This is a genomic window from Phenylobacterium sp. (assembly GCF_025351295.1).
Classification (GTDB): domain Bacteria; phylum Pseudomonadota; class Alphaproteobacteria; order Caulobacterales; family Caulobacteraceae; genus Phenylobacterium.
In genome coordinates this window covers 122,570-147,487 of record NZ_JANXWD010000106.1, presented here as the reverse complement: position 1 = coordinate 147,487, position 24,918 = coordinate 122,570, and the positions used below count along the sequence as shown (strand labels likewise).

At 71.2% G+C, this 24,918-nt stretch carries 23 protein-coding genes; 13 read left to right on the top strand and 10 right to left on the bottom strand.

Features of this window, described 5'->3' with window-relative positions; all coding sequences use genetic code 11:
* The 3 genes from Q0R13_RS15780 to Q0R13_RS15770 all read right to left on the bottom strand — a co-directional run.
* Positions 1-2,176, bottom strand: a 2,176-nt coding sequence (locus Q0R13_RS15780; protein WP_293905606.1) for a TonB-dependent receptor, incomplete at its 3' end; no start/stop codon positions are given.
* 210 nt (positions 2,177-2,386) lie between these two features.
* Positions 2,387-3,595 carry an acyl-CoA dehydrogenase family protein gene (locus Q0R13_RS15775; protein ID WP_293905604.1) on the bottom strand — a complete coding sequence of 403 codons (1,209 nt, stop codon included), beginning with the start codon at positions 3,593-3,595 and terminating at the stop codon, positions 2,387-2,389.
* A gap of 58 nt (positions 3,596-3,653) precedes the next feature.
* A complete protein-coding gene (locus Q0R13_RS15770) occupies positions 3,654-4,871 on the bottom strand; it encodes an acyl-CoA dehydrogenase family protein (protein ID WP_293905602.1) in 1,218 nt (405 codons plus the stop codon).
* 117 nt (positions 4,872-4,988) lie between these two features.
* Here Q0R13_RS15770 and Q0R13_RS15765 point away from each other — a divergent pair, with 117 nt between their 5' ends.
* The 3 genes from Q0R13_RS15765 (at position 4,989) to Q0R13_RS15755 (ending at position 7,686) form a co-directional block, all read left to right on the top strand.
* The gene (locus Q0R13_RS15765; protein ID WP_293905600.1) at positions 4,989-6,656 is read left to right on the top strand and encodes a phosphatidylglycerol lysyltransferase domain-containing protein; all 1,668 of its coding nucleotides are present in this window, start codon (positions 4,989-4,991) and stop codon (positions 6,654-6,656) included.
* Between the two features lie 83 nt (positions 6,657-6,739).
* Complete coding sequence (locus Q0R13_RS15760) at positions 6,740-7,177, top strand: antitoxin Xre/MbcA/ParS toxin-binding domain-containing protein (protein ID WP_293905598.1); 438 nt, start codon at positions 6,740-6,742, stop codon at positions 7,175-7,177.
* Complete coding sequence (locus Q0R13_RS15755; protein ID WP_293905596.1) at positions 7,174-7,686, top strand: RES domain-containing protein; 513 nt, start codon at positions 7,174-7,176, stop codon at positions 7,684-7,686. The genes Q0R13_RS15760 and Q0R13_RS15755 overlap by 4 nt, the downstream gene beginning before the upstream one ends.
* A 19-nt stretch (positions 7,687-7,705) precedes the next feature.
* On the opposite strand, the gene Q0R13_RS15750 is transcribed toward Q0R13_RS15755, so the two are convergent.
* Positions 7,706-7,912 (bottom strand): hypothetical protein, encoded by a 207-nt coding sequence (locus tag Q0R13_RS15750; RefSeq protein ID WP_293905594.1) that lies wholly within the window; start codon positions 7,910-7,912, stop codon positions 7,706-7,708.
* A 134-nt stretch (positions 7,913-8,046) separates the two neighbouring features.
* Here Q0R13_RS15750 and Q0R13_RS15745 point away from each other — a divergent pair, with 134 nt between their 5' ends.
* The 8 genes from Q0R13_RS15745 to Q0R13_RS15710 all read left to right on the top strand — a co-directional run bounded on the left by Q0R13_RS15745 (position 8,047) and on the right by Q0R13_RS15710 (position 16,271).
* Entirely contained in the window at positions 8,047-10,632 is a 2,586-nt protein-coding gene (locus Q0R13_RS15745) for a peptidoglycan-binding protein (RefSeq protein ID WP_293905592.1), read from the top strand.
* Between the two features lie 191 nt (positions 10,633-10,823).
* Positions 10,824-11,744 (top strand): sulfite exporter TauE/SafE family protein, encoded by a 921-nt coding sequence (locus Q0R13_RS15740; protein ID WP_293905590.1) that lies wholly within the window; start codon positions 10,824-10,826, stop codon positions 11,742-11,744.
* A complete protein-coding gene (locus tag Q0R13_RS15735) occupies positions 11,744-12,538 on the top strand; it encodes a TIGR02186 family protein (RefSeq protein ID WP_293905588.1) in 795 nt (264 codons plus the stop codon). The genes Q0R13_RS15740 and Q0R13_RS15735 overlap by 1 nt, the downstream gene beginning before the upstream one ends.
* A 6-nt stretch (positions 12,539-12,544) precedes the next feature.
* Positions 12,545-13,012: a DUF3429 domain-containing protein gene (locus Q0R13_RS15730; RefSeq protein WP_293905586.1), complete on the top strand. Its 468-nt coding sequence runs from the start codon at positions 12,545-12,547 to the stop codon at positions 13,010-13,012.
* A 189-nt stretch (positions 13,013-13,201) separates the two neighbouring features.
* The gene (locus Q0R13_RS15725; protein ID WP_293905584.1) at positions 13,202-13,879 is read left to right on the top strand and encodes a PEPxxWA-CTERM sorting domain-containing protein; all 678 of its coding nucleotides are present in this window, start codon (positions 13,202-13,204) and stop codon (positions 13,877-13,879) included.
* Positions 13,880-13,891: 12 nt separating this feature from the next.
* Positions 13,892-14,587: a PEPxxWA-CTERM sorting domain-containing protein gene (locus Q0R13_RS15720; RefSeq protein ID WP_293905583.1), complete on the top strand. Its 696-nt coding sequence runs from the start codon at positions 13,892-13,894 to the stop codon at positions 14,585-14,587.
* A gap of 88 nt (positions 14,588-14,675) precedes the next feature.
* Complete coding sequence (locus Q0R13_RS15715; protein ID WP_293905581.1) at positions 14,676-15,701, top strand: aldehyde reductase; 1,026 nt, start codon at positions 14,676-14,678, stop codon at positions 15,699-15,701.
* Positions 15,702-15,821: 120 nt separating this feature from the next.
* Positions 15,822-16,271, top strand: a complete 450-nt coding sequence (locus tag Q0R13_RS15710) for a hypothetical protein (protein ID WP_293905579.1) — start codon at positions 15,822-15,824, stop codon at positions 16,269-16,271.
* Between the two features lie 123 nt (positions 16,272-16,394).
* On the opposite strand, the gene Q0R13_RS15705 is transcribed toward Q0R13_RS15710, so the two are convergent.
* Genes Q0R13_RS15705 through Q0R13_RS15690 form a run of 4 tightly spaced genes read right to left on the bottom strand, consistent with a single transcriptional unit; the run spans position 16,395 to position 19,612 of the window.
* The gene (locus Q0R13_RS15705) at positions 16,395-17,105 is read right to left on the bottom strand and encodes a TorF family putative porin (RefSeq protein WP_293905578.1); all 711 of its coding nucleotides are present in this window, start codon (positions 17,103-17,105) and stop codon (positions 16,395-16,397) included.
* 1 nt (position 17,106) lies between these two features.
* Positions 17,107-18,369 (bottom strand): S8 family serine peptidase, encoded by a 1,263-nt coding sequence (locus Q0R13_RS15700; RefSeq protein WP_293905577.1) that lies wholly within the window; start codon positions 18,367-18,369, stop codon positions 17,107-17,109.
* Complete coding sequence (locus Q0R13_RS15695) at positions 18,369-19,007, bottom strand: anti-sigma factor (RefSeq protein WP_293905576.1); 639 nt, start codon at positions 19,005-19,007, stop codon at positions 18,369-18,371. Before Q0R13_RS15695 ends, Q0R13_RS15700 begins: the two co-directional genes overlap by 1 nt.
* The gene (locus Q0R13_RS15690; protein ID WP_293905574.1) at positions 19,007-19,612 is read right to left on the bottom strand and encodes a sigma-70 family RNA polymerase sigma factor; all 606 of its coding nucleotides are present in this window, start codon (positions 19,610-19,612) and stop codon (positions 19,007-19,009) included. The genes Q0R13_RS15695 and Q0R13_RS15690 overlap by 1 nt, the downstream gene beginning before the upstream one ends.
* A gap of 175 nt (positions 19,613-19,787) precedes the next feature.
* Here Q0R13_RS15690 and Q0R13_RS15685 point away from each other — a divergent pair, with 175 nt between their 5' ends.
* A complete protein-coding gene (locus Q0R13_RS15685; RefSeq protein WP_293905571.1) occupies positions 19,788-20,420 on the top strand; it encodes a PEPxxWA-CTERM sorting domain-containing protein in 633 nt (210 codons plus the stop codon).
* Positions 20,421-20,736: 316 nt separating this feature from the next.
* Positions 20,737-21,798: a hypothetical protein gene (locus tag Q0R13_RS15680; protein WP_293905569.1), complete on the top strand. Its 1,062-nt coding sequence runs from the start codon at positions 20,737-20,739 to the stop codon at positions 21,796-21,798.
* Here Q0R13_RS15680 and pdeM read toward each other — a convergent pair.
* Together pdeM and Q0R13_RS15670 are read right to left on the bottom strand one after the other, a co-directional pair.
* Positions 21,686-22,417 carry a ligase-associated DNA damage response endonuclease PdeM gene (gene pdeM, locus Q0R13_RS15675; protein WP_293905567.1) on the bottom strand — a complete coding sequence of 244 codons (732 nt, stop codon included), beginning with the start codon at positions 22,415-22,417 and terminating at the stop codon, positions 21,686-21,688. The two genes, Q0R13_RS15680 and pdeM, sit on opposite strands and share 113 nt — an antisense overlap.
* Positions 22,414-24,912: a ligase-associated DNA damage response DEXH box helicase gene (locus Q0R13_RS15670; RefSeq protein ID WP_293905564.1), complete on the bottom strand. Its 2,499-nt coding sequence runs from the start codon at positions 24,910-24,912 to the stop codon at positions 22,414-22,416. The genes pdeM and Q0R13_RS15670 overlap by 4 nt, the downstream gene beginning before the upstream one ends.
* Between the last annotated feature and the right edge of the window lie 6 nt (positions 24,913-24,918).

Below are 24,918 nucleotides of genomic sequence, written 5' to 3'. Positions count from 1 at the left end.
CCGGCGGCTGGGCGTCGGCCGCGGGGCGCGCATCAGGCCCGTCGGCCGGCGGCGGCTGGAAGCCCGGGCCGCCCGGAGGTCCGCCGCCCGGCCGGCCGCCGAACCGCCGCGGCGGCGGCTGCGGTCCGATCGGGCGCGAGTAGTTGAAGCCCCAGCGCAGCTCCTCGCGGTCCTCGCGGGCGAAGTTCACCGGGCGGTAGTCCACCTGGATGAGCTGGCCCTGGGCATTGCGCAGGAAGCGGTCGGGGAAGGCCGCCTCGATCTCCGCCGTCGCCGCCGGGAAGGTCTCAGTGGCGTTGTTGATCCGGCTCTTGATGTAGTTGGCGGTGAAGGTCAGGTCCTGCTTCTGCAGCGGCTTCCAGGTCAGCCCGACCTTGGTCACCCAGCGGTCGTCGCCGATCAGGGCCGCGTTGCCGCCGTCCAGCCGCCGCACGTCCACCGTCTGGCCGGTGGCGTAGTCGAAGATCCGCGCCGCCTCAGTCACCACCGTCGGCCCGCCCAGCTGCGCCATCGACGGCGCCGCCTCGTCGTAGGTGCGCGACACGATCAGGGTGACGCCTGTCAGCGGCCGCCAGTTCACCCCGGCGCCCAGGACCTTCAGCGTCCCGAAGTCGGAGACGTCGTTCACCGCCGCATTGCCGTTGATCGACAGGTCGCCCAGGAACCCCAGCACCTTGCGGCTCCGGCTGGCGATCGGCAGGTCGACGCTGCCCTGCGCCGACAGAGTGTTGCGCGACAGGTCCACGGACTGGGTCGTCCCGCCGCGCAGGGTCTCCGACGACAGCCAGCTGGCCGCCTCGGTCGCCCGCAGGCTGACATAGATCGGGCCCGCCGGCGCCTGGAAGGCCGGGCCGCTGACCAGGGCGTGGACCTGGACGCCGTCGCTGTCCGACCGCGCCTTGTTGCGCCCGCGCTCGCTCAGCAGGCCATCGGGGAAGGCCGCATAGGGATTGACGCTGCGCCCGGTCACCGCTGCCTGGAGCGTCGCGGCGTCGACGCCCACGTCGCTGCGGGTCAGGGAATTGGCGTGGTCGTAGGCGCCGGTCAGCGACAGCCGCCAGGTGGGCAAGTCGCGGTTCAGCGTGCCGCCCAGATGGCCGGTCCAGCCCTCGGTGTCCTGCGCCAAAGGCCCGAACGCGGTCGAGTAGCGGTCCAGCACGGTCGTCGGCCCGAACGGCGAGAACGGCCCGCCGCCGGGGACCAGCAGGCTGACGCCAGGCAGGCCGCGCAGGCCGTCGCTGCTGGTGGCGCCCAGGGTCGCGTTGAGCGTCCCGGTCAGGGCCTTGCCCAGCGCGCGCGTCACCACGGCGTTGGCGTTGACCGACCGGGTTTCGGGCGTCAGCGTTCGGTAGCGGCCCACGTCGCTGGCGTTGAGCATGCCCGCCGTCGCCGCGAAGTCGCCCAGCGTCAGGGTGCGGCTGGCCGCCGCCGCCGGCAGGCCGGCCACGGTGACGGGCTTGCCGGCCAGAGCGCTCAGCGCCGGGTCGACCTCGCCGCCCAGGAGGCCGGTGACATTGCCCACGAGGTCGAAGGGCAGGGCCGAGGGCAGGGGTGCCACGCCGCGCTCGTGCTCGGTGATCGCCGAGGCGACGCTGGCCTTCAGGTCCAGGTTGAGCCGGTTGTCGCCGCGGATGTGCAGCAGGTCCAGCTCGGCGGTCCCGCTGGCCTGGCCGCCCGCGGTGGCCCCGCCGCCGCCGGCCTCGACCGTGGTCGCCCGGAAGCGGCGGCGCAGCACGATGTTCACCACCCGCTGGTCGGCGGCGTAGCCGTATTTCAGCGCCACCTCCTCGGGCAGGATGTCGACCCGCAGGATCGCCTCGGTGGGGAGGTCGCGGATTTCGTTGAAGCCTGAGATGCGCCGCCCGTTCAGCAGCACCACCGGCGCCTCGCCGCCGCGCCCACGGTCGCTGCGGATCTCCGGCGCCAGCTCGTCCAGCAGCTCGGTCACCGTGCTGACGCCATAGGACTGGATCTCGGCCGGCCCCAGCTGCAGCTCCGGCTTGATGTCGCCCACCACCGCGCCCGGCTGCGGCCGCTCCTTGGCCGCGGTGACCACCAGTTCGCTGACGGTGGTGTCCTCGTCCTCGTCGACGTGCGGCGGCTTGGGCGGCTTCGGCTTCGCCGCGACCTTGGGGGCAGCCGCCTGGCCATAGGCGGGCAGGGCGCTTCCGGCCATGCCCGCGCCGATGAGCGCGCCGACCAGCGCAGACCGCTTCAGAAGTTTGATGCCAACCACCCGCTCGCGACCTTCGCAGCGTCCCTCGAACCGCTTGGTCCTATGCCGCCGCGGCCAAAGCGGGGCGAACTATTGCACCCCCGTGTCGTAAACGGCGCCGCGGAAATCCAGGCAGTCCTCCTTCCCCGCGAACGCGGAAGGCAAGACCGCCTACTTCGGGTCGGGCAGGCCCAGGACGCGCTTGGAGACGATGTTGAGGTTGATCTCCGAGGTGCCGCCCTCGATGGAATTGGCCTTGGAGCGCAGCCAGGATCGCACCGCCCCCAGTTCCTGCTGGGAATAGGCCTCGCCCTCCCAGCCCAGGCCGCCCAGGCCCATCGCCTCGAGCATCAGCTCGTTGCGCTCGTGGGCGATCTTGGCGCCGGCGTACTTCATGATCGCCGCGGTGTTCGACGGCCCGTTCGAGGCCCGCGCATCGTCGGCCGCCCGCTTCATGGTCTGCTGGAAGGCGCGGTTCTCCATCAGGTGGTCGGTGATCCGCCGCCGCAGGTCGGGCTCGTCCAGGCGACCCTGTTCATCCACGCCCAGCCGGTCCTTCGCCGCCTCGGGGATGGTCGGCATGGCTACCGTCTGGCCGATGTTGCCGCCGCCCAGCGAGCCGGCGATCGAGTCGCGCTCGAATTGCATCAGCCGCTTGGCCACCGTCCAGCCGCCGTTCAGCGGCCCGAACAGCTGGTCCTTGGGCACCTTCACGTCGGTGAAGAAGGTCTCGCAGAACGGCGAGGTCCCGTTGATCAGCAGGATCGGCCGGACCTCGATGCCCGGCGCCTTCATGTCGATCAGCAGGAAGCTGATCCCCTCGTGCTTCTTGGCCTTGTTGGTCCGCACGAGGCAGTAGCACCGGTCGGCGTTCTGGGCGCCAGATGTCCAGATCTTCGAACCGTTGACGAGGTAGTGGTCGCCCTTGTCCTCGGCGAAGGTCTGCAGGGAAGCCAGGTCCGAACCCGACCCCGGCTCGGAGTAGCCCTGGCACCACCAGACGTCGCCGTTCACGATTCCCGGGAAGTGCTCCTTCTTCAGCGCCTCGGAGCCATACTCCAGCAGCGTCGGGCCGAAGAACGACACGCCCATCCCGCCGATCGGGTTGCGGGCGCCGACCTTGGCCATTTCCTCGGCCAGCACCTTGGCCTGCTCGCGGGTGAGCCCGCCGCCACCGATCTCCTTGGGCCAGTTGGGCGTGCCCCAGCCCTTGGCCCCCAGCGCCAACCGCCACTGGGTAGCCTCGGCGCTCTCGGGCTTCGCCTGCAGCTTGGCCAGCTGGGCATCGGGCTTGCCGGCCAAGGCTTTCGGGAAATTGGCCTCCAGCCACGCGCGAGCCTCCGCCCGGAAGGTCTCCACCTCAACGCCAAAGTCCGCCATTACAGTCCTCCTCTGGATCCCGGATCGGCCTGCCGGCCGTCCGGGATGACGCTCCGCGTCACTTCGGGTCGGGCAGGCCCAGCACGCGCTTGGCCACCACGTTCAGGTTCACCTCGGACGTGCCGCCCTCGATGGAATTGGCCTTGGTTCGCAGCCAGCCGTGGGTGGCGACGATCTCCGGCGTATCGAAGCCCTCGCCGTCCCAGCCCAGGCCCTGGTGCCCCAGCGCTTCGATCATCAGTTCGGACCGTTCCTTGGCGAATTCGGCCGCCGCGAACTTGATGATCGAGGTGGCCGCCGACGGTCCGTTGCCGGCCCGCGACTCCGCCGCCGAGCGGCCGATGGTCAGGCGCAGGGTCTGGAAGTCCATCTTGTTGCGGGTGATCCGGGCGCGTAGGTCGATGTCCGACAGCGCGCCCATGTCCCCGGCGTACTTCATGGCGATGTTCGCCAGGTCGCCTGACGCGCCGCCCGCCGAGCCGCCCTCGCCGAACCCGGCCGAGATGTTCTGCCGCTCATACTGCAGCAGCCGCTTGGCGATCTCCCACCCGCCGTTCACCCGGCCGACCAGGTTCTCCTTGGGGATCTTCACGTCGGTGAAGAAGGTCTCGCAGAACGGGCTCTCGCCGCTGATCAGCTTGATCGGCCGCGTCTCCACCCCGGGCGTCTGCATGTCGATCAGCACGAAGGAGATGCCCTCGTGCTTCTTCGAGGCGTCGGTCCGCACCAGGCAGAAGCACCAGTCGGCGCGGTCGGCATAGCTGGTCCACACCTTCGAACCGTTGATCAGCCAGTGGTCGCCCTTGTCCTCGCACTTGGTCGCCAGGGCCGCCAGGTCCGACCCGGCGCCGGGTTCGGAGTAGCCCTGGCACCAGCGGATCTCGCCGTTCACGATCCGGCGCAAGTGGGTCTGCTTCTGGGCTTCGGTGGCGTATTCCATCAGCACCGGGCCCAGCATCCAGATGCCGAAGGCCAGCACCCCCGGCCGGTACTGGCCGGCCGCAAGCTCCTGGTTCAGCACCCGGGCCTGGGCCGGCGAGAGGCCCCCGCCGCCGTACTCCTTGGGCCAGGTGGGCGTGGTCCAGCCCTTCTGCGCCATCCGCTTCATCCAGACGGTCTGTGGATCGCCGGAGTTCGCGAAGGCGCGACCGCCCCAGACCGCTTCGGGGTCGGTCTTGGCGTTCGGATCGCGCAGCTCGGCCGGATAGTTGGCCTCCAGCCACGCCCGCACCTCCGTCCGGAAGCCGTCCAGTTCCGTGGCGCCGAAATCAGCCATGGCCATCTCCTGAATACGAACCTTGGCGCCAGCTTAGCGCCCGGCCCCGGCAGGGCCAAGTGAGATGAAACGCTTGTTTGAGCGCGCTGGCCCCGACCTCGGCTATACAGCGCCCCGATGCGCATCCCCCGCGACCTCATGCCCGCCGCGATCGCCGCCGCCCCCTGGACGGGCGCGCTGCTGACGCTGGCGGCCGGCGTCATGCTGCTGGCCTCGGGCGCGACGCCGTCCGAGCCCGAGCGGTTCCTGGCGCTGATGAAGTTCGAGCCGGTGATCCTGATCGAGATCGGCCACTTCGTCTCCAGCGTGCTGGGGCTGGTGCTGGTGATGCTGGCGTTCGGCCTGCGCGCCCGCCTGGACGGAGCCTGGGCGGCGACCATGATCGTGCTGCTGCTGGCTGCGCCGCTCAGCCTGATCAAGGGCTTCATCTGGGAGGAGACCACCCTGCTGGTCGGGCTGGCCGCGCTGCTGGCGCCGTTCCGCGAGGCTTTCCCCCGGGCCGCGCGCCTGACCCGTATGGAGGTCACGCCGGGCTGGCTGTTCTCGGCCGTCTGCCTGGTGGCCGGCGCGGGGCTGCTGGGCCTTTGGTCGTTCGAGCACGCCGACTACGCCGACCGGGCCTGGTGGCGGATGATGGTCGACGCCGACGCCGCCCGCTCGCTGCGCGCCTGGGCCGGCGCGGCCCTGGCCCTGCTGGCCGTGGGCGTCTGGCGGCTGTTCGCCACCGCCGCGACGCCGCCCATCGTCGGCGAGGAAGACCCCGATTATGCGCGGGTCCGCGCCATCCTGGCCAGGGCGGAAATCTCCAAGACCAACTCCAACCTGGCCCTGCTGGGCGACAAGCGGTTCCTGTTCTCGGCCTCGGGCGAGAGTTTTCTGATGTTCGGGGTGCGGGGGCGCAGCTGGATCGCCCTGGGCGCCCCGGTCGGGCGCCGCGACGAGCGGCTGGAGCTGCTGTGGCGGTTCCGCGAGCTGGCCGACGCCCACGCCGCGCGCTGCGGCCTCTATGGCCTGGACGCCGAGGACCTGCCCGACATCGTCGAGCTGGGCTTCTCGATCCAGAAGCTGGGCGAATCGGCCCTGACGCCGCTGGAGACCTTCAGCCTCGAGGGCCGCCGGCGTGGCAACCTGCGCCGCGCCTGGCGCAAGGCGGCGGAGGAGGGGGCGACATTCACCGTCGTCCCGCCGGCCGAGGTGGCGCCGCTGATTCCCGAGCTCAAGGCGGTGTCCGACGCCTGGCTGGAGGGCCATGCGGGCGGGGAGAAGGCCTTCTCGCTGGGCGCCTTTCGGCCCCGCTACGTCGCCGAGTTCCCGGTGGCCGTGGTGCGCTGGCAGGGGCGCATAGTGGCCTTCGCCACCCTCTGGACCATCCCGTCGAAGGAGGCCTTCTCCATCGACCTGATGCGCTACGTCGAGGCGGGCCCGCGCAACATCATGGACTATCTGTTCGTGGAGCTGATGGCCTGGGGCGCGCGGGAAGGCTACGCGGCCTTCGACTTCGGCATGGCCCCGCTCTCGGGCCTGGACGACCGCCCGCTGGCCCCGATGATGTCGCGGGTGGGCCGGCTGCTGTTCGACCGCGGCGAGGAGATCTACAACTTCCAGGGCGTGCGCCGGTACAAAGACAAGTACGACCCGCTCTGGCAGCCGCGCTACGTCGCCGCCGCCCGCAAATGGGCCATCCCCGTCCTCCTGGCCGACGCCAGCCTGCTGGCCTCCGGCGGCATGGCCGGCCTGACGCGCCGACCGAAAAGGGCGGAGGAGCCGGCGGTGGAGGCGGCTTGAGCGGCGCGCGCTCGGCTCCGTAGGCTTGCGGATTTTGAAGGTTGTCTATATTTTGACTGGATTGACGGTCAAAAGAGCGGCGCATGAGATCGGTGGCAAAGAAGTTGGAACCCGTCGCCCGACGGCCGAGGGTGGCCAAGGGCGTCCCGCCGCGCTTTCCGGCCCGGCTGTCGATCGCCAGCCTGATGGATGCGACAGGCGCGGTGCGGGTCGATGAGGTGGCCGACGCCTTCAGCATGACCAAGGCCCAGCTGGCCGAGACGGCCGGGCTGGCGCGAGAGGTGTTCCAGAAAGCCAGCCGGCGTGACGGCCCCAAGGCGCAGAGCCGGGTGCGCGAGATGCTGGAGATCATCAGCCTCGTGCAGGGCTGGGCGGGGGGCCCCGCCCAGGCGATGGCCTGGTACCGCGCCGAGCCGATTCCGGCCTTTGGCGGGCGCACGGCCGAGGCGCTGGTGAAGTCCGGATCCGCCGGCGCGGTGCGCGACTACGTCGATCATCTGGCGACCGGCGGCTACGCTTGAGGTTCACGGGCGAGTGCTTCCGGGCACACGACCCCAACTGGTCCTGGACGCCGCTGTCAGGCGCCGGCGCGGCCCTAAAGGGCCGGCGGTTCAACTGGCCGGGACTTGAGACCCTGTATCTTTCCCTCAGCTTCAACACGGTCTTCCGCGAGGTCTCCGGCGGCTTCGCCCACCGCCTGACGCCCTACGTCCTGTGCAGCTACGACGTCGATTGCGACGATGTCGCCGACCTGCGCACCGAGGCCGGTCGGGCGAACCTCCGCGTTGAACTCGCAAGTCTTGCCTGCGCCTGGGGCAGCGACCTCGCGGTCGGCCGCGAACCGGCGTCGTGGCGGGTCGTCCGCCGGCTGCTCGCGGAGGGTCATGCGGGCGCCCTGGTCCCCAGCTTCGCGAACGGCGCGACGGCTGACGATCAGAACCTGGTGCTCTGGCGCTGGGGGCCGGACTTGCCGCACCGGGTCACGGCCTACGATCCCTCGGGCAAGCTGCCGAAGACCCGGCTGTTCTGAAGCCGGGCGTCCCGCAGCATCACCGCCCCGGTGGGTGGATGCCGTTGGCCTGCAGGCCGGTGAACAGGGTCGCGAGCGCGCCGGCCGCCGCCAGCACCATGATGAACCGCCAGGGAATCAGCCGCGGGCCCTTGAACGGGTTGGGCGGCCGCGCGCCGCGCCAGCCGGCGAAGGCGGCGACCGCCAAGGCGGCGCCGGAGACCGCCAGGGTCGTCGTCAGGTCCATGCCGCAGCCCTAGCCGAAGCCGTTCGCCCCATCCACAGGAACCGGCGCCGCACACCAGATGTAGCGTTTACGTCGCGTTTACACCCCAGGTTTCGGTCGATAGCGTCCCTGACAGCACGGGAGATACGATTCGGATGAGCGCGGGGGCGCCCTGGAGCGTAAAAGGTATCGATCCCAAGGCCCGCGAGGTCGCGAAGGATCTCGCCCGCCGTTCCGGGATGACGCTTGGCGAGTGGCTGAACCGGGTGATCCTGGAGGACGACGTCCCCGAGGAGATCACGCTCGAGGAACAGTTCGCCGAACGCCCGCACCGGATCTCCCAGGGCGCGCCGCACCTGCGCGCGGTGCCGACCCCCACCCCGCCGGACCTGGCCCGCGTGGCCTTCGCCCTGGACCGCCTGACCGACCGCATCGAGGCCTCCGAGACCCGCACCGGCCTGGCCATCCACGGCGTGGAGCATTCGGTCCGCCAGGCCCTGGCCCGCATCGAGACGTCCGAGCGCGAGCAGCACGCCGCGGTGATGCGGCTGGAGGGGACCCTGGCCGAGGCGTCGGCCGAGCAGAACTACATCGGCGAGCGCGTGCGGCGGCTGGAGTCCGAGGCCGGTCCCCGCTCCGCCGAGGCCCTGCGCGCGCTTGAGGGCCGCGTCGCCCGCGTCGAGCCCGAGGCCGTCGTCGACGTCGTGCTCCAGCGCCTGAGCGACCGCCTGGCCCAGGCCGAGGGTCGCACCGGCGCCGCGCTGGAGGACCTGAAGGTCTCGCTCTCCACCCTCGACCAGCGGCTGTGGTCGGTGGAGCGCGGCGCGGGCGAGCAGACCGAGCTGAAGTTCGAGGCCCTGGGCCAGGTGCTCACCCACCGGGTCGAAGCGGTGCGCGCCGAGGTCGCCCAACGGCTGGCCGAGACGGCCGGCGGCGCGGTCGAGAGCCGCCTGGCCGAGATGGCCGAGCACATCCGCCATGCCGAGGCCCGCTCGACCCGGGCCGTGGAGGAGATCGGCCGCCAGGTGCTGGCCATGGCCGAGGTCGTGGGCAGGAAGCTCTCCGACGCCGACCAGCGCAGCGCCGACGCCATCGACCAGGTTGGGACCGAGGTCGCCCGGATCGCCGGCGCTGTCGAGCTGCGCCTGGCCCGCGGCGAACACGCCCAGGCCGCGGCCTTCGAACGGCTGACCGCCGAACTGACCCGCGCCACCGAGGGCCTGACCGAGCGCCTCACCGTGTCCGAACAGCGCGCCGCCGAGGCCATCGAGGGGGTCGGCGCGCAGGTGGCCCGGGTCACCGAGCGCATCGAGGCCCGCCACGAACGCGCCGACCTGAGCGACGAGGCCCGCCTGAGCGACGAGGCCCGCCTCGGCCCACCGCCCGAGCCGGAGCCCGAACCCGGCGTCACGCCGTTCGGACCCGAGCTGTACTCCCGGGCCGAACCTGAACCTGGAGCCGAAGCTGAATCCGAACCTGGGACCGAGGCCGAGCCGGAGGCCGAGGCGGGCCCGATGCCGGAGACCATCACCGCGCCCTGGCGCCGCCTCGAGCTTGACGTACCGCAGCCGGGGGTCCCCGGGACCTTCGCCCCTATCGCCGAGGCTGACGATGACATCTTCGCGCCCGACCCCAAGGACCCGCCGCCGCTGGGCCCGCAGCTGTCGACGCGCGAGGTGATAGACAAGGCCCGCGCCGCCGCCCGCGCCGCCCGCGGCCCCGAGGTCTCGCCGATGCCGGAGATGAGCGCCAAGGTCGACGCCCGGGCCGCCTCCGGACGCCTGTTCCAGGGCTTTGGCATCCGTGCGCGCCGCCAGAACACCGCGTTGCAGACCGCCCTGATGGTGGCTGGCGGCGCGGCCTTCCTCAGCGTCGGCGCCGCGGGCCTGACCCTGATGCAGGGCTCCGGCCGGTTGCACACGGCCGACGACGTCGCGGTGTTCGGACCCCACCCGCGGGCCGCCATGGCGCTCGCGCCGACCGCCGTGGCCGCGCCCGACCCGGTCGCGGCGCTGACGCCGCCGGCCTTCAGCCAGGTCCGCGCCGACGTCGAGGCCGGCGTCCCCGGCGCGGTCGACAAGCTGCGTGCCCTGGCGGCCAGCGGCCAGGCCCAGGCCCAGCTCTACCTGGGCCAGCTCTACGACGCCGGCGAGGCCGGCCTGCCGAAGACCCCGCAGGAGGCCCGGCGCCTCACCGCCCTGGCCGCCGAGAGCGGCGACGCGGCGGCGATGCACAACCTCGGCGTCTACGTCTTCCGCGGCGAGGGCGGACCGCCCGACCCGGCCGCCGCCGCGAAGTGGTTCCAGAAGGCCGCCGAGGCCGGGGTGGTGGAAAGCCAGTACAACCTGGGCCTCCTCTACCAGTCGGGCAGCGGGGTCGGTCGCGACCTCGGCCAGGCCCGCCACTGGTTCAAGCTGGCCGCCGCGCACGGCGACGCCGAGGCCCGGCGCGCCCTCACCGATCTGGCCCGCGGCGCCCAACCCGCCGCGGCGACGAAGCGCGCCACGGTCGCCCGCGCCGCGCCCGCGCGCGCCGCCGCCCCGCACCCCGCCCCGGCGCGCAGCGCCAGCGCCGCCTCGCCGAACGTGAAACAGGCCCAGGTGATCCTGGCCCGCCTCGGCTACTACGAAGGCCCCGCCGACGGCCAGGCCAACGAGGCCTACAAGGTCGCCCTGTTCCGCTACCAAAAGGACCAGCGCCAGACCGCCGCCGGCCCGCGCCCCTACGTCGCCGAACGGTGAAGCTGGGGCTCGCACCCCAAACCCGCTCATCCCGGCGAAGGCCGGGACCCAGATGGATTGGCTCAGAGGTGGGTTCGAGGGACCCGGCGGTCATCCGAGCCAACCCGGCGCCCATCGATCTGGATCCCGGCCTTCGCCGGGATAAGCGGTTAGGTCTGGACCCAGCGCCGGCTCGGGCCTAGGCGCGGACGGTGGACATCTACCTCCCTATCGCCGAGGTCGCGGTCAACGCCCCGCTCATCGTGGCGCTGGGGGCCCTGGTGGGCTTCATCTCCGGCCTGTTCGGGATCGGCGGCGGGTTCCTGATGACGCCCTTGCTGGTGGTGTTCGGCATTCCGGCGCCGGTGGCGGTGGCCAGCATGGCCAACCATGTGGCCGGCTCGTCGATGTCCAGCGTCATCGCCTATGGCCGCCGCCGCGCGGTGGACTTCCGGATGGGCGGGGTGCTGGCGGCTGGCGGCGTCGTGGGCGCCGTCGCAGGCGTCGAGTTGTTCCGGCTGCTGCGGCTGCTGGGCCAGGCTGACCTGGTGGTGTCGCTATCCTACCTGCTGTTCCTCAGCGTGATCGGCGGGCTGATGCTGACCGAGAGCGTGGGCGCCATCCTGCGCCGCCGCCGGGGCCAGCCGCCGCCGCCGCGCCGCGACCGCCGCCCGGTCTGGCTCTACGGCCTGCCGCTGAAAATGCGCTTCCCCCGCTCGCGGCTGTACATCAGCGTGATCCCGCCGCTGGTGCTGGGCGCCTTCGTGGGCGTGCTGTCGGCGATCATGGGGGTGGGCGGCGGCTTCGTCCTGGTGCCGGCCATGGTCTACATCCTGCGCATGCCGGCCGGCATGGTGGTGGGCACCAGCCTGATGCAGATCATCATCACCACGGCGCTGACCGGGGTGCTGCAGGCCGGCCGGAACCAGACGGTCGACATCGTCCTGGCCAGCCTGCTGCTGGTCGGCGGCGTGGTCGGCGCGCAGCTCGGCGCGCGGGCCTCGTCGCGGTTCCGGGCGGAGGAGCTGCGCGCCATCCTGGCCTTCATCGTCCTGCTGGTCGGGCTGCGCATGGGACTCGGCCTGTTCCTGACGCCCGACGAGCCCTTCATCCTGATGTCGGGGACGGGCTGATGGCGGCCCTTCCGCCACCCGGCCTGCCGGCCGCCCCGCAACCCGTGGCGGAGGCCTCGCAGCCGGTCATCTCGGCGGCCCTGACCAACGCCAAGGTGCTGGTGAAGTCCGACTTCCGCGGCGCCCGCATCGTCCTCTACGGCGCCGTCTTCGACCCCGCCGCGCGGCCCAGCGACGTCGTGGTCCTGGTGCGCGGGCCCGAGCAGCCGATCCGCATCACCCGCAAGCAGAAGGCGCTCGGCCTCTGGCTCAACAGCCGCCCGGTGGTGTTCCGAGGCGCGCCGGGCTTCTACCGCGCCGCCTCCAACCGCCCGCTGGACGACATCGCCCACTTCGGCGAGTTGCGCCGGCTGGGCGCCGGGCTCGACCACCTGGGTATCAACGCCCCCGCCGAGGAGCGGACCGAGACCCGCTACGGCGTCCGCGACGTGGTGGTCTCCAGCCTGGGCGCCGACTACTACCAATGGCGCAACGCCGTCGTGCGCCTGAAGGAGAAGGCCCGCCTGTACGACGAGGACGACCACGGCGTCAGCTTCGTCGACAGGGGCCTGTTCCGCGCCGAGATCGCCCTGCCGGCCCAGGCGCCCACCGGGGTCTATCGCGCCGACATCCTGCTCTTCCAGCAGGGCCGGCTGGTCTCGGCCCGGGCCCGCACGCTCACGGTCGAGAAGGTCGGCCTCGAACGGGCTCTTTACCTATGGGCGCATGAGAGGCCATGGTCCTACGGATTGGCTTCCATGGCGTTCGCCCTGGCGGCCGGTTGGGCGGCCTCGGCGGCATTCCGGAGAGATTGATTGCTCATGGATGACGTACGACCCGCCGCCAAGGCGGAGTCCATTCCTGCCGCGCTGTGGGGGATCGCGCTCCTGGCGCTGTCGCCGTTCCCGGTCTCGACCTACCTCTATTGCTATGGCCCGGCGTCCGGGATGGGGTCGGCGCTGAACGCGCTGATGCTTTGGTCGGCGGTGGTGCTGTCGTTCCTGGGTGGCGTCCGCTGGGGCCTGGAGACCCGCGAGGCGCAGCCGCGGGCGCTGCGCCAGGCCTTCTCCGCCCTCTGCGCGGTGGCGGCCTGGGTGATGATCCTGGCCCGCGGCCGCCTGCCCGAGACCTGGGTGATCGGCGGCTTCATCGTCGCCTTCCTGATCCAGTGGCTGTTCGACCACCAGACCCCCGACACGCCGTCGCGCTATCCCATGCTCTCCACCGCCGTCACCACCGCCGGCTGCGTGTCCCTCGCCTGGGCGCTGGAAAAAGCGATGAACGCCTAGAGCCTTTCCGGTTCAAATGGAATCATTTGAAGCGGACAAAAAGGCTCTAAATCAAAAGCTTAGAGCACGACGGGCGCTTGAACCGGTATCCACTTCAAGCTGTCGTGCTCTAGGCCCGCTGCCCGCCGCCCTCTGCGAAAAATCTGCGGTATCCTACCCGTCCGGGTAGCGCGCCAAGGGTCAGGCCAGGTGATCCTCAAGGTCGACGCGGACCTGAGGACGGCGACCATGAAGATGATGTTCTACATTGCGGTAGGGGCCTTGATGGTGGCCGCCGCCCCGGCTTCGGCGGCGCGGGTCCACTACCACTTCGCGGGAACCATCGATGCGGTCCTGAACCCGGCGTCGGCGCTGGGCGTGATGGTCGGCGACGCGGCGGTGGTCGATGTGTTCGCCGATCCGGCGGCGCGCGTCGACGTCACCGCCGCCGCCAACGCCGCGTTCGGCGCCCACTACACCCGGCTTGAGGCCGCTTCCCTGGATCACCCCGGCGACAGCCTGCAGTTTTTCGTCCACCTCGACGGCGGTGACCTGATCCAGCTCTATGGGTCGGACCAGCTCGGCTCGCCGGACCCGCTGCTGCACATCCCGGCGCCCTACGTGCTGTTCAACAGCGGGCGATTCTTCGGCGTCGGCTTTGCCGGGGCCAACGCGCTCGGCGAAGCGATCTTCACCGCGGGCGCGTCGCCGCAACGCTTCGACTTTGTCGGCGGCGATATCCGCGCGCCGGGCCCGTCGTTCGGCGGCCACTTCGACTACAGCAACACGCCCGGGGTTCCCGAACCGGCCAGCTGGGCGCTGCTGATCCTGGGCTTCGGGCTGATCGGCGCGGCGATGCGGCGGCGCCCTGTCGCCGTCGTGGCTTGAGGAGACGCTGTGATGAAACTCGCCGTCCTGCCCCTTGTCGCCGCGCCCTTCGCGGCTGCGCTGCTGGCCGCCGCGCCCGCCAACGCCATCCTGTGCAACCTATTCACCGAGTTCGGCGACCCCGCGGCGCATTTCAGCTGGGGCGGCTATCTCGATGGCGCGTTCACGCCGTTCACCGACGCCAGCGGTTGCGTGATCGCCGGGACGTCGTGCCTGCACGCGGATAGCGAACCCCCGCTCGGCGTCTACAAGACCCTCGGCGGGGCGTTCAAGGCCGGAACCGTGCTGGTCCCCGCCGGCGCGCTGATCTTCCATCCCGGCCCGCTGTCGCGCGCCGCGGTGCTGTTCACGGCCCCGCAGGCCGGACGCTACACCTTCACCGGCAGCGCCTTCGTTGCCGACACCGACCCCAGCGGCACGTTCATCATCGGGCTGCTGCACCCCGGCGGGGCGAACTTCACCGAGTTCAACCTTGGCAAGCTGGACGCGCTGGACCCGGCGCTCGGCTTCAACCTGACCGCCACGCTCAAGAAGGGCGACAGCTACGGCTTGGCCGTCGACAACGCCGGCAGCTATTTCAACGATTCAACCGGGTTGAAACTGCTTGTCAGCCATGCCCCGGAACCGGCGGGCTGGGCGCTGCTGATCGCCGGATTCGGGCTGACCGGCGCGGCGATCCGACGGCGGGCGGCGCTGTCGACCCTCTGACCCTTCGTCGCTCGTGTGATCGAATCCGCTGTTCCCCCAGCCGCTCAATCGCAGTATCTTAGCAGTGTAAACATTGCGGGAGGCGAGGATGGCGGACGGCGGGACAGCGCTGGTGACCGGTGGGTCGGGCTATATCGGCGGCTGGTGCGTGGTGGGGCTGCTGCAGCAGGGCTACGTCGTGCGCGCCACGGTGCGCGACCTCGCCAAGGAGGCCGACGCGCGGGCCTCTATCGCCGGCGTCGTGGACCCCGGCAACCGCCTCAGCTTCCACGCCGTGACCCTCACCGCCGACGCCGGCTGGGACGCAGCGGCTGAGGGTTGCGACTATGTCCTGCACGTCGCCTCGCCGCTGGGCGTCGCCGAGCCCAAGGACCCCGACGTGCTGATCCGGCCGGCCCGCGAAGGCGCGCGGCGTGCCGTCGCCGCGGCGATCAAGGCTGGGGTCAAGCGGGTGGTCCTGACCTCCTCGGTGGCGGCCACCAGCAAGGGCTCCGGCGGCGGCGACTGGACCGCCGACGAGACCACCTGGACCGACCCCGACGCGCGCGGGGTCAGCGCCTATGCCCGCTCCAAGACCCTGGCCGAGCGCGCCGCCTGGGAGCTGATCGCCGAGCACGGCGGGGCCACGACGCTCGCCACCGTCAACCCCGCCCTGGTCCTGGGCCCGGTGCGCAGCGGCGACTTCTCCGACAGCGTCCAGGTGGTCGAGCGCCTGCTGACCGGCCGGGTCCCCGGCCTGCCGCGGCTGGGCTTCAACGTCGTCGACGTGCGCGACGTGGCCGACCTGCACATCCGCGCCATGACCGCGCCGGAAGCCGCCGGCCAGCGCTTCATCGCCGCCGCCCACCACGCCTGGATGGCCGACATCGCCGCGATCCTGCGCGCCCGCCTGGGCGAGGCGGCCGCCAAGGTCCCGACCCGCAAGGTGCCCGACCTCCTACTGCGGCTGGTCGGCCTGTTCGACAAGGACCTGGCCTCGGTCGCCCCCAGCTTGGGGCACAAGCACGACTTCAGCTCGCAGAAGGCCCAGGACCTGCTGGGCTGGCGCCCGCGCGCGCTGGAGGACACCATCGTCGACTGCGCGACGAGCCTGATCGCGACAGGCTCGGTCTGAGGCGTCCCTCGTGCCTTCCCCGCTGCGCGTGGGAGGCAAGGGCGGACGGTCCATGGCGCGGCGCAGCTTGACCTTACGTGGGGCCTATGATCACGGTTTCGTGATCGTAGGAATTCCCGCATGAAAATCCTGGTTCTCATTGCGTTGGCCGCCGCCATGGCCCTCGCCGGTTGCCAGAAGCCAGTTCAGAACCCGCTGACCCGTCCGAGCTTCAGCGGTCAGCGAGGCCGGTTCGTCGGCGTGGGCATCTACACGCCGGGTCGGATGTGGCGGCAGATGGCGCCATCCTCGGCGAAGGACACCGCCGCGGTCTCCGTGAGCCCACCCGGCGCTGTTCTTGAGGACGACGAACAGGTGATCGTCGTGATCGACAGCGCGTCTGGCGAGCTGCGTCAGTGCGGCAATCTCAGCGGCCGTTGCATCTCGATGAATCCGTGGTCGAGGCCGATTGCCGCCGCCCTTCTGGTCCCGGTCCCGCTGCTCAGGCACGCGCAGGACCTGGACGAAGAAGCCGCAGCGAAAAGCCGGGCGGAGGACGCAGAGCTCAAGTCGAAACTCAAACTGCGATAGAGCCTTTCCGGTTCAAATAGAATCATTTGAACCGGACAAAAAGGCTCTAAATCAAAAGCTTAGAGCACGACGGGCGCTTGAACCGGTATCCACTTCAAGCTGTCGTGCTCTAGCCGCCCCACCCTAAAAGAACACACTCGCCCCCACCACGATGCCGCCGCGGCCGGGCGAGGGGTGCGGGTGCGGGGTGGCGTAGGCAGCGATCCAGGCCAGGCGCAGTTCGCCGTGGTCGAAGCCGCGGACGGCGGCCAGCATCAGGTCGTAGCGGTGGCGGACCGGGACCTCGGCGGTCGGGCCGTCCAGCCGCTTCAGCAGGCCGACGTGGGCCACCAGCCGCCAGTTCTCGGCCGGTCGATAGACGCCGCTGAGGTCCGCGTAGAGCGTGTCCACGCCGCTGTGGAGGTAGTTGGGCGAATAGCTGACCCGCAGGCTCAGGTCGTTCCGCGCCACCCCGGCATAGACCTCGTTGTAGCGGACCGGATAGCGCTGGTTCACCTGGATCTTCACGTTGGTGTTGCTGGCCCCGACGTCCCACGACAGTCCGTCGGCGTGGTGTTTCGCGATCCCGATGTACTCGATGTCGCCCAGCCGCTTGACGTCTCCGCCGCCTGTGTCGGCGACGATCACCGAGCCCCCGGCGTAGGCGCCGCTGGGATGGTCGTAAGCCGCGCCCAGGCTGAGCGCCGGCCGCCGCTCGGTGAGCGACACCCCGCGCAGCCGGTAGTCAGAGGTGAGCGCCAGGCTGCCGCTCAGCTGGGCCTGGGCTGGCGGCGCCAGGCCAAGCGCCGCCAGCCCGCACAGCAACCCCAGGCCTGGAGCGAGGCGGCGGCTCACCTTAGGGGCGCGGAATCGCCGAATAGGCCACGGGCTGGGCGCCGCCGCAGGGGCCGGCGGCCCCTAGCAGGGACGCGCAGGCATCGATCCCACCGCCGACCCGGGCGACCACCAGGGTCAGGGGCGAACCGCCGCGCCGGTCGTGCTCGCGCAGCAGGGCGAACAGGCCGCTGACATGGGCGGCGGAATAGGAGCTGCCGCTGACCAGGCCCCATGTTCCGCCCGGCTGGGTGGTCGGCACGTCGCGGCCGGGCGCGATGAAGGCGCCGGGGCTGGGGCCGCCGCTGCCGCTGGCCACCGCGACCACGCCGGGATGCGAGGCCGGGAAGCCGCCCCGCGCCAGGCCGGGGTCGACGGCGCCCACCACCACGATTCCCCGCGCCAGGGCCACGTCGATCAGCCGGCCCAGCAGCAGGTCGGGCGGTCCCGCCAGGCTGAGGTTGATCACCTGGGCGCTGTGCTCGATGGCGAAGCTGACCGCCCGCGCCAGGCTGAGGGTGTTGCAGAGGGTGGCCTGGGCGTCCTGCTGCCAGCAGGCGCGCAGCGCCAGCAGCCGCGCGCCCGGGGCCACGCCGACGATGCCGATCCGGTTGTCGGCCACCGCGGCGATGATCCCGGCGACGCCGGTGCCGTGCAGTTCAGGGTTGTCGGGCCGGCCCTCGACGAAGTTCTGGCTGGCCAGGACCTGGCCGGCCAGGTCGGGGTGATGGATGTCGACGGCGCTGTCGACCACCGCCACCCGCACGTTCCGGCCGGTGGCGTAGCGGTGCAGGGTGTCCAGCCGCCATTCGCGGGCCGCCGGCTGGGCGCGGTACAGCGGGTCGTTGGGCGGGGCGCCGGCAGTCAGGGCCGGGGCGGGGGCCTGGGCGTGAGCCTCGGCGCGATAGACATGCATCGGCTCGGACCAGGCCACGGCGCGGTCCTGCGACAACTGCGCCGCCACCGCCTCGGTCGACTGGCCGGCCGGCACGCTCAGCACGAAGCAGTCCAGCCCCACCACCGGCATCGGCCAGCTGGTCGACAGCGTCAGGCCGTGCGCGTGGGCCAGGCGCAGCGCGATCCGCCTCCGCGCCGCCTGGGCCGCGCCCGGGCCATAGCCGCCGCCATAGGTCGCGTCCGGGCGGTTGTGGTCCGCCGGCAGCCGCAGCAGCACCAGCACCTGGCGGTCGGATGGCTCCGGGCGCGCGGTCTCGGCCTGGGCCAGGCCGACCGCCGCCATCCAGGCCAGCAGGCCGCACAGCAGGTATCGGCGCAGCCAGGCCATCAGGGCGCCGCCCCGCTGTCGACCGGCTGGGCCAGCACGATGTCGGATCGCGCGCGCAGCGTCGTCAGCGCCTGGGTCCGTCCGGCGGGGGCGACGCGCAGCACATAGGCGTCGGCCGCGGTCGGTCCGCCGACCAGTTGCGCGCCGACGGCCCGCAGGCTGGCGCGCATCTGCGCCTCGGTCGTGTCGGGACGGAAGATCACCACCACGTTGCCGGCCTCGCTCACGGGCGCCGCGCCCAGGGCATGATAGCCCGCTGCGGGCGCGCCGGGCAGGCGCATCGACGACAGCGCCACCGCCCCCGCCGCCAGCGCCATGGTCGCGGCGATGCCCCAGCCCAGCCACGCGCTCCGCGCCGAAGCGCGCGCCGGGCGCGCGGCCTCGAGCGCCGGCTGGTCGGCCTCCAGCCGAAGGCGCATCCGCGACCAGCCCTCTTCGACGTCCACCGGCAGCCGCGCCACCTCGGCCTCCAGCCGGCGCTGGAAGCGCACCTCGGCCTGGCATTCCGCACAGCCGGCGACATGGACATCGAGGCTGGCCTGTTCGACCGCATCCAGCTGCCCGGTCACGAACCAGGGCAACAGCTCGCGCAGCGCCTGATGCTCGTCGTTACGGATATGAATGACGCCGTCCCCCATCACCACCAATCCGGGCCGATCTGGTCGGCCACCATGCCCTTCAGATGCCGCCGGGCATGGTGCATCCGCGTCTTCACCGTACCCACCGGGCAGTCGAGGATCTCGGCGATCTCGCGATAGCCGGCCTCGTGGAAATAGGTCAGGTCCACCACCGCGCGGTGCTCCGGCGACAGCTGGCCCATGGCGGTCGCCAGGATCTCCTGCAGCTGCCGCCGGCCCAGGTCCTGCTCCGGGGTCGCGTCCGGGCTGGCCCGGAACCCGGCCTGCGGATCCTCCACCGGCTCGTCGTGCCGCGACCGGGCCTTCAGCGCGGTCCGATAGGCGATGGCGAAGATCCAGGTCGAGACCTTGCTGGTCCCATTGAAGGCTTCCGGCCGCCGCCACACCACCATCAGGGTGTCGTTCAGCGCCTCCTCGACCAGGTGTGGCCGGCGCAGGATGTTGATCAGGAACCGGCTGAGGCGCGGGTGGTAGATGCGGTAGAGCTGCTCGAAGGCCCGCAGGTCGCGGCCCACGATCCGGGCGATCAGGCGTGTCTCATCGAGCGCCAGCGGTTGCACCACTGCGCTGCGCCGTTCGCCGATGTCACCGCCCCTTCGGAGCATGGGCCTCCCTTGCGTCTCAGCGTTTATGCCCCCCGGCGGCGGAAAGGTTCAAAGCACAACTTAAGCACCCGCCGCGCCAACCCCCGATTGAACCTTTTCCGAAGCGTCCGGCATTGACGTGAAGCGGCGCCGGGACCGGTGCGGGCTGTCTGGAACAATCTGAGGAGCACTGAAAATGCGGAAACTCCTGCTGGTCGCCGGCGCCATTCTCACCTTGGGCGCCGGGGCGGCCCACGCCAACACCGTGACCGATCCGACGGGCGACTTCCTGGCCAGCTTCGCTGGTCCCGACGATCCGGACCTCGACGTCACCAGTTTCACGGTCAACTATGACTTCGGGACCTCGACCTTCATGGTGGGCGCGACCTTCGCCGGCGCGATCAACGCGGCCAAGCCCGGGCTTTATGTGGTCGGCGTCGACACCGGCACCGGCCCGATCAGGCCGTTCGGCGGTATCGGCGAGCCCAATGTGATCTTCAACCAGGCGCTGGTGATCCAGAAGACCGGGGTGGGCGTGGTCAGCGGCCATCCGTTCACCGCGACCATCACGGGCGACAGCTTCACCGCCCTGATCCCGCTCTCCTTCCTGCCGTCCACCGGCTTCAAGCCGCAGCACTACGGCTTCAACCTGTGGCCGCGCACCGGCCTGGGCAACAGCGCCCAGATCGCCGATTTCTCGCCGCAGAACGCACTGCTCTCGCCGACGCCCGAGCCCGCCGCCTGGGCCCTCATGCTCGCCGGCTTCGGTCTGGCGGGCGCCAGCCTTCGCCGGCGTCGCGCCCTGGAGGCCGCCGCCGCCGACGCCTAGCGGGACCCCCCCGCCGTCCGATTGCGTCTCGCAGAGCCGGCTAACCCTCCCGTCTCGACGAGGGCCGGACGGCGGTCCCGCCGGGGCCGTGTCCCGCCAAAGCCAGGCCCAGGGGTCCCGTCCCCCCAGCCCGGGCCTGGCGGCGGGGCGCGGCCCCCACCGCGCTGTTCCACCGGCAACGCGGTCTGATCCTGTTCGGCGTCGGCGCCTACGATGCGTGCAGGACCGTCGCGGCATCCGGACCCGGCTTCGGACTCGTAGCCACCTCAGTGCGCGGCGTTAGCCTGCGGGCGAGGACAAAGGGCAGGGGGTGGTGGTGCGAGGGGCGAAGCTCGTTCTGGCGGTCTGGCTGGGCGTGGCCGCGCCCGCCGTGGCGGCCCCGAACTTCTCCGGCCTCTGGAGCAACAATTCCCTGACCCAACTGGAACGCCCGGACGACTTCAAGACCCTGGTGGTCACCGAGGCCGACGCCCTGACCTACGAGAAGAAGCACCTGGGCAAGCCGCCCGAGATCCCCAACGACACGATTGGCGGCGCTGACTCCGAATGGTGGGACACCGACATCGGCCTGATGCGCATCCGTGGCCAGATCCGCAGCTCCGAGCTCGTGTCCCCCGCCGACGGCCAGCTGCCCTTCACGGCAAAGGCCACCGCGTCACAGAAGGCCCGGTCCAAGCGCCGCAAGGTCGATTTCGACAATCCGGAGTCGCGCGACCGGAGCGAGCGCTGCCTCGCCACCGACGCTGCGGGCCCGCCCATGCTCAACGGCGGCTACAACGACAACTATCAGTTCGTGCAGACCCCGGGCCAGCTCGCGATGCTGGCCGAGCACATGGCCGCCCTGCGCATCGTCCGCCTGGCGCCGGACGCGCGGCACCCGCCGCCGTCCCTGCGCTTTGCCATGGGCGACTCCATTGGCCGCTGGGACGGCGATGTCCTGGTGATCGAGACCACCAACTTCATCGCCACCGATATCGGCTATGAGGCAGGCCCCGCGGACGACATGCGGGTCGTCGAGCGCCTCTCCCGCACCTCGCCCACCGAGCTGCACTATGAGTTCTGGGTCCACGCGCCGGCCGAGTTCACCCAGCCCTGGCAGGGCGAACTGACCTTCCACGCTACCAAAGGCCCGCTCTACGAATTCGCCTGCCACGAAGGCAACTACGCCCTGCCCAGCACATTGTCGGCCGGCCGTCAGGCCGAGGCCCGCGCCCGCGCGGCGTTCGCGAAGGTCTCGGCCGGGACGTCGGGGCTGCGGGGCCCGCTCAATCCCCGGCCAGCTGTCGCCAGCCCACCGCCCGCACCCGCGTGGTCCCCAGCGCGCCGGCCAGAGGGGGCCGCACGAACATCCCCGCGAACGCCGCGTCCAGCACGTTGAGGCCGCCGGCATAGGCGCCGAAGGCCGGCAGGATCGCCCGCTCGCCGTCGGTGATGAAACACCGTCGCCGCACGGTGCCGCGGGGCGCGCGGACCTTGGCGGCCGGGTGCAGGTGGCCGGCCACCTCGCCGGGCTGGGCGCCGGGCTGCGGCTCGTGGCGGAAAGTCAGGCCGGCCAGGGCGATCTGGTCCACCGCCTCGCCGGGCAGCGCCCGCGGCCCGTCGGCGTCGTGGTTGCCGATCACCCACACCAGCCTGCGGCCCACCGCCAGGGCCCGAAGCCGATCCGCATCGTCCGCCGCCAGCCGCCCCTCGCTCTTCCGGTCATGGAAGGTGTCGCCCAGCAGGATCACCATGGCCGGCGCCAGCGCGGCGACCTCCGCCTCCAGTCGCCGCAGGGTCTCGCGGGTGTCGTAGGGCGGCAGCATCTGGCCGCGCGCGGCGTAGCTCGACCCCTTCTCCAGGTGCAGGTCCGCCACCACGAGGCAGCCCTCGGCCTCCAGCCATAGCGCGCCCGAGCAGCGCATGGTCACCTCGGCGTCGCGAACCCGCAGCCGCAGTCCGCCGCACGGGCTGGCCGCGAACGCGTAGGTGTGGGGCAGGGGAGCAAGCGCGTTCACCGGGTAGCCTCTGCGATCAGGTCGTCTTCCGCCTCCGCCAGGATGCGGTCGCCGGCGGCGCCGGGCGAGCGTTCCTTGCCGATCTCCAGCAGGATCGGCACCGAAAACGGCGACAGGTGGTCCAGGGCGGAATGCCGGATGCGTCCGCGAATCCGCGCCAGCATGTCGCCCAGCCGCGCCACGTCGATGAGGCCGGTCGCCGCATCGGCCCGCGCGCACTGCAGCAGGATGTGGTCCGGCTGGTGACGGCGCAGGACGTCATAGATCAGGTCGGTGGAAAAGGTGATCTGCCGGCCGGTCTTCTGTTCGGCGCCCGGGAAGCGCTTCTCGATCAGGCCGGAGATGATCGCGCAGCCCTTGAAGGCCCGCTTCATCATGAAGCTCTCCGACAGCCAGGCCTCCAGGTCGTCGCCCAGCATGTCCTGCGAGAACAGCTCGCCGAAATCGATCGCGTCCATCGGCTCCAGAGACCAGATCGCCATCGCATAGTCGTTGCAGACAAAGCCCAGCGGCCCCACCCCCAGCCGCTCCAGCCGTCTCGTGAGGAGCATGGCGAGGGTCGTATGCGCCAGCCGCCCCTCGAACGGATAGCAGACCATGAAATGCCGCTGCCCCTTCGGGAAGGTCTCCAGCAACATCTCGTCCTCGGCCACGATCAGCGACCGGTCCCGCTGCAGTTCCAGCCACTCGCGCACGTCGGCCGGCAGCACGCTCCAGTGGTCCTGGTCGAACATCAGCTGGCGCACCCGCTTGGCCAGGTAGGTGGAGAGCGCGAACTTCGACGATCCCCACGACGGCATCTTGGGGTCCTTGTGGGCGGCGGGGGTGACCAGCACGTCCAGGTTGGTGATCCCCACCAGCGCCCAGATCTGGCCGGCGAAGATGAAGGTGTCGCCGGGGTCGAGCATCTCCAGCATGCCCTCCTCGATCTCGCCGATCTTGCGGCCCCCTCTCCCGCCGCGCATGGCGATGCGCACCGACAGCATGGCCGGGGAGACGATCGCACCGACGTTCAACCGATGCCTCTGCGCCACGTTCAGGTCCCGCACCTTCCAGCGTCCATCGGGTAACTGGACGATGCGTCGGAAGCGGTCGTAGGTCTTCAGCGCATAGCCGCCGGTGGAGACGAAATCGACCACCGCCTCGAAGTCCTCCCAGGTCAGGTCGCGGTAGGGCCCGGCCGAGCGCACCTCGTCGTAGAGCGCCAGCAGGTCGAACGGCTCGGAACAGGCGCAGCCCATCACGTGCTGGGCCAGCACGTCCAGCGCCCCCACCCTTGGCGGGTCGCCGTCGAGCTTGTTTTCCGCGATGGCTTCGCGGGCCGCCTGGCACTCCAGCATCTCGAAGCGGTTGGCCGGGACAAACAGCGCGCGGGACGGCTCGTCCAGCCGATGGTTGGCGCGGCCGATCCGCTGCACCATCCGCGACGCGCCCTTGGGGCTCGCCAGCTGGATCACCAGGTCCACGTCGCCCCAGTCGATGCCCAGGTCCAGGGTGGAGGTGCAGACCACGGCGCGCAGTTCGCCCCGCGCCATCGCCGCCTCCACCTTGCGCCGCTGCTCGGCGGCGAGACTGCCGTGGTGCAGGGCGATCGGCAGGTCGTCGTCGTTCAGCTTCCACAACTCCTGGAACGCGAACTCGGCCTGGAAGCGGGTATTGACGAACACCAGCGCGATGCGGCTGCGCCGGATGACGTCGTAGACCTCCTGCATGGCGTGCTGGGCGGTGTGTCCCGCCCAGGGGACCTTTCCCTCCGAGAGCAGGACGTCGACGATCGGCTGCGCGCCGGGCGGCCCGCGGACCAGGTCGATAGAGGCGGGGCCGTGCGCGCTGGGACCGCCCACGACGTCGACATTCCGATGCGACGCCATCCAGTTCTTGATCACCAGCGGATCGTCCACGGTCGCCGACAGCCCCACCCGCCGCATCCGCGGCGCCAGCACCTGCAGCCGCGCCAGGTCCAGGGCCAGCAGGTCGCCCCGCTTGGACGCATGCAGCGTGTGGATCTCGTCCAGGATCACGCAGGACAAGTCCTCGAAATAGAGCCTAGCCCCCTCCCACGCGCACAGCAGGGCCAGCTGTTCCGGCGTGGTCAGCAGGATGTCGGGCGGCTTCACCCGCTGGCGCTGGCGGCGCGCCAAGCCGGTGTCGCCGGTGCGGCTCTCGGCCACCACGTTCAGCCCGATCTCGGCGATCGGGGCGCCCAGGTTGCGCTCCACATCCACCGCCAGCGCCTTCAGCGGCGAGATGTAGAGGGTATGCAGGCCCCGCGGCGCATTGGCCGGCGGCCGCTCGCTGAGCTCGATCAGACTGGGCAGGAAGCCGGCCAGGGTCTTGCCGCCGCCGGTCGGCGCGATCAGCAGGGCGTCGCGGCCGGCGCGACCCTTCGCCACCATCTCCAGCTGGTGCGCGCGCGGCGCCCAGCCCCGGCCCTCGAACCAGGCCTGGAACCGGGCGGGCAGCACATCGGGGGCGGGACCTGAGGCGTCGGCCATCGTGCG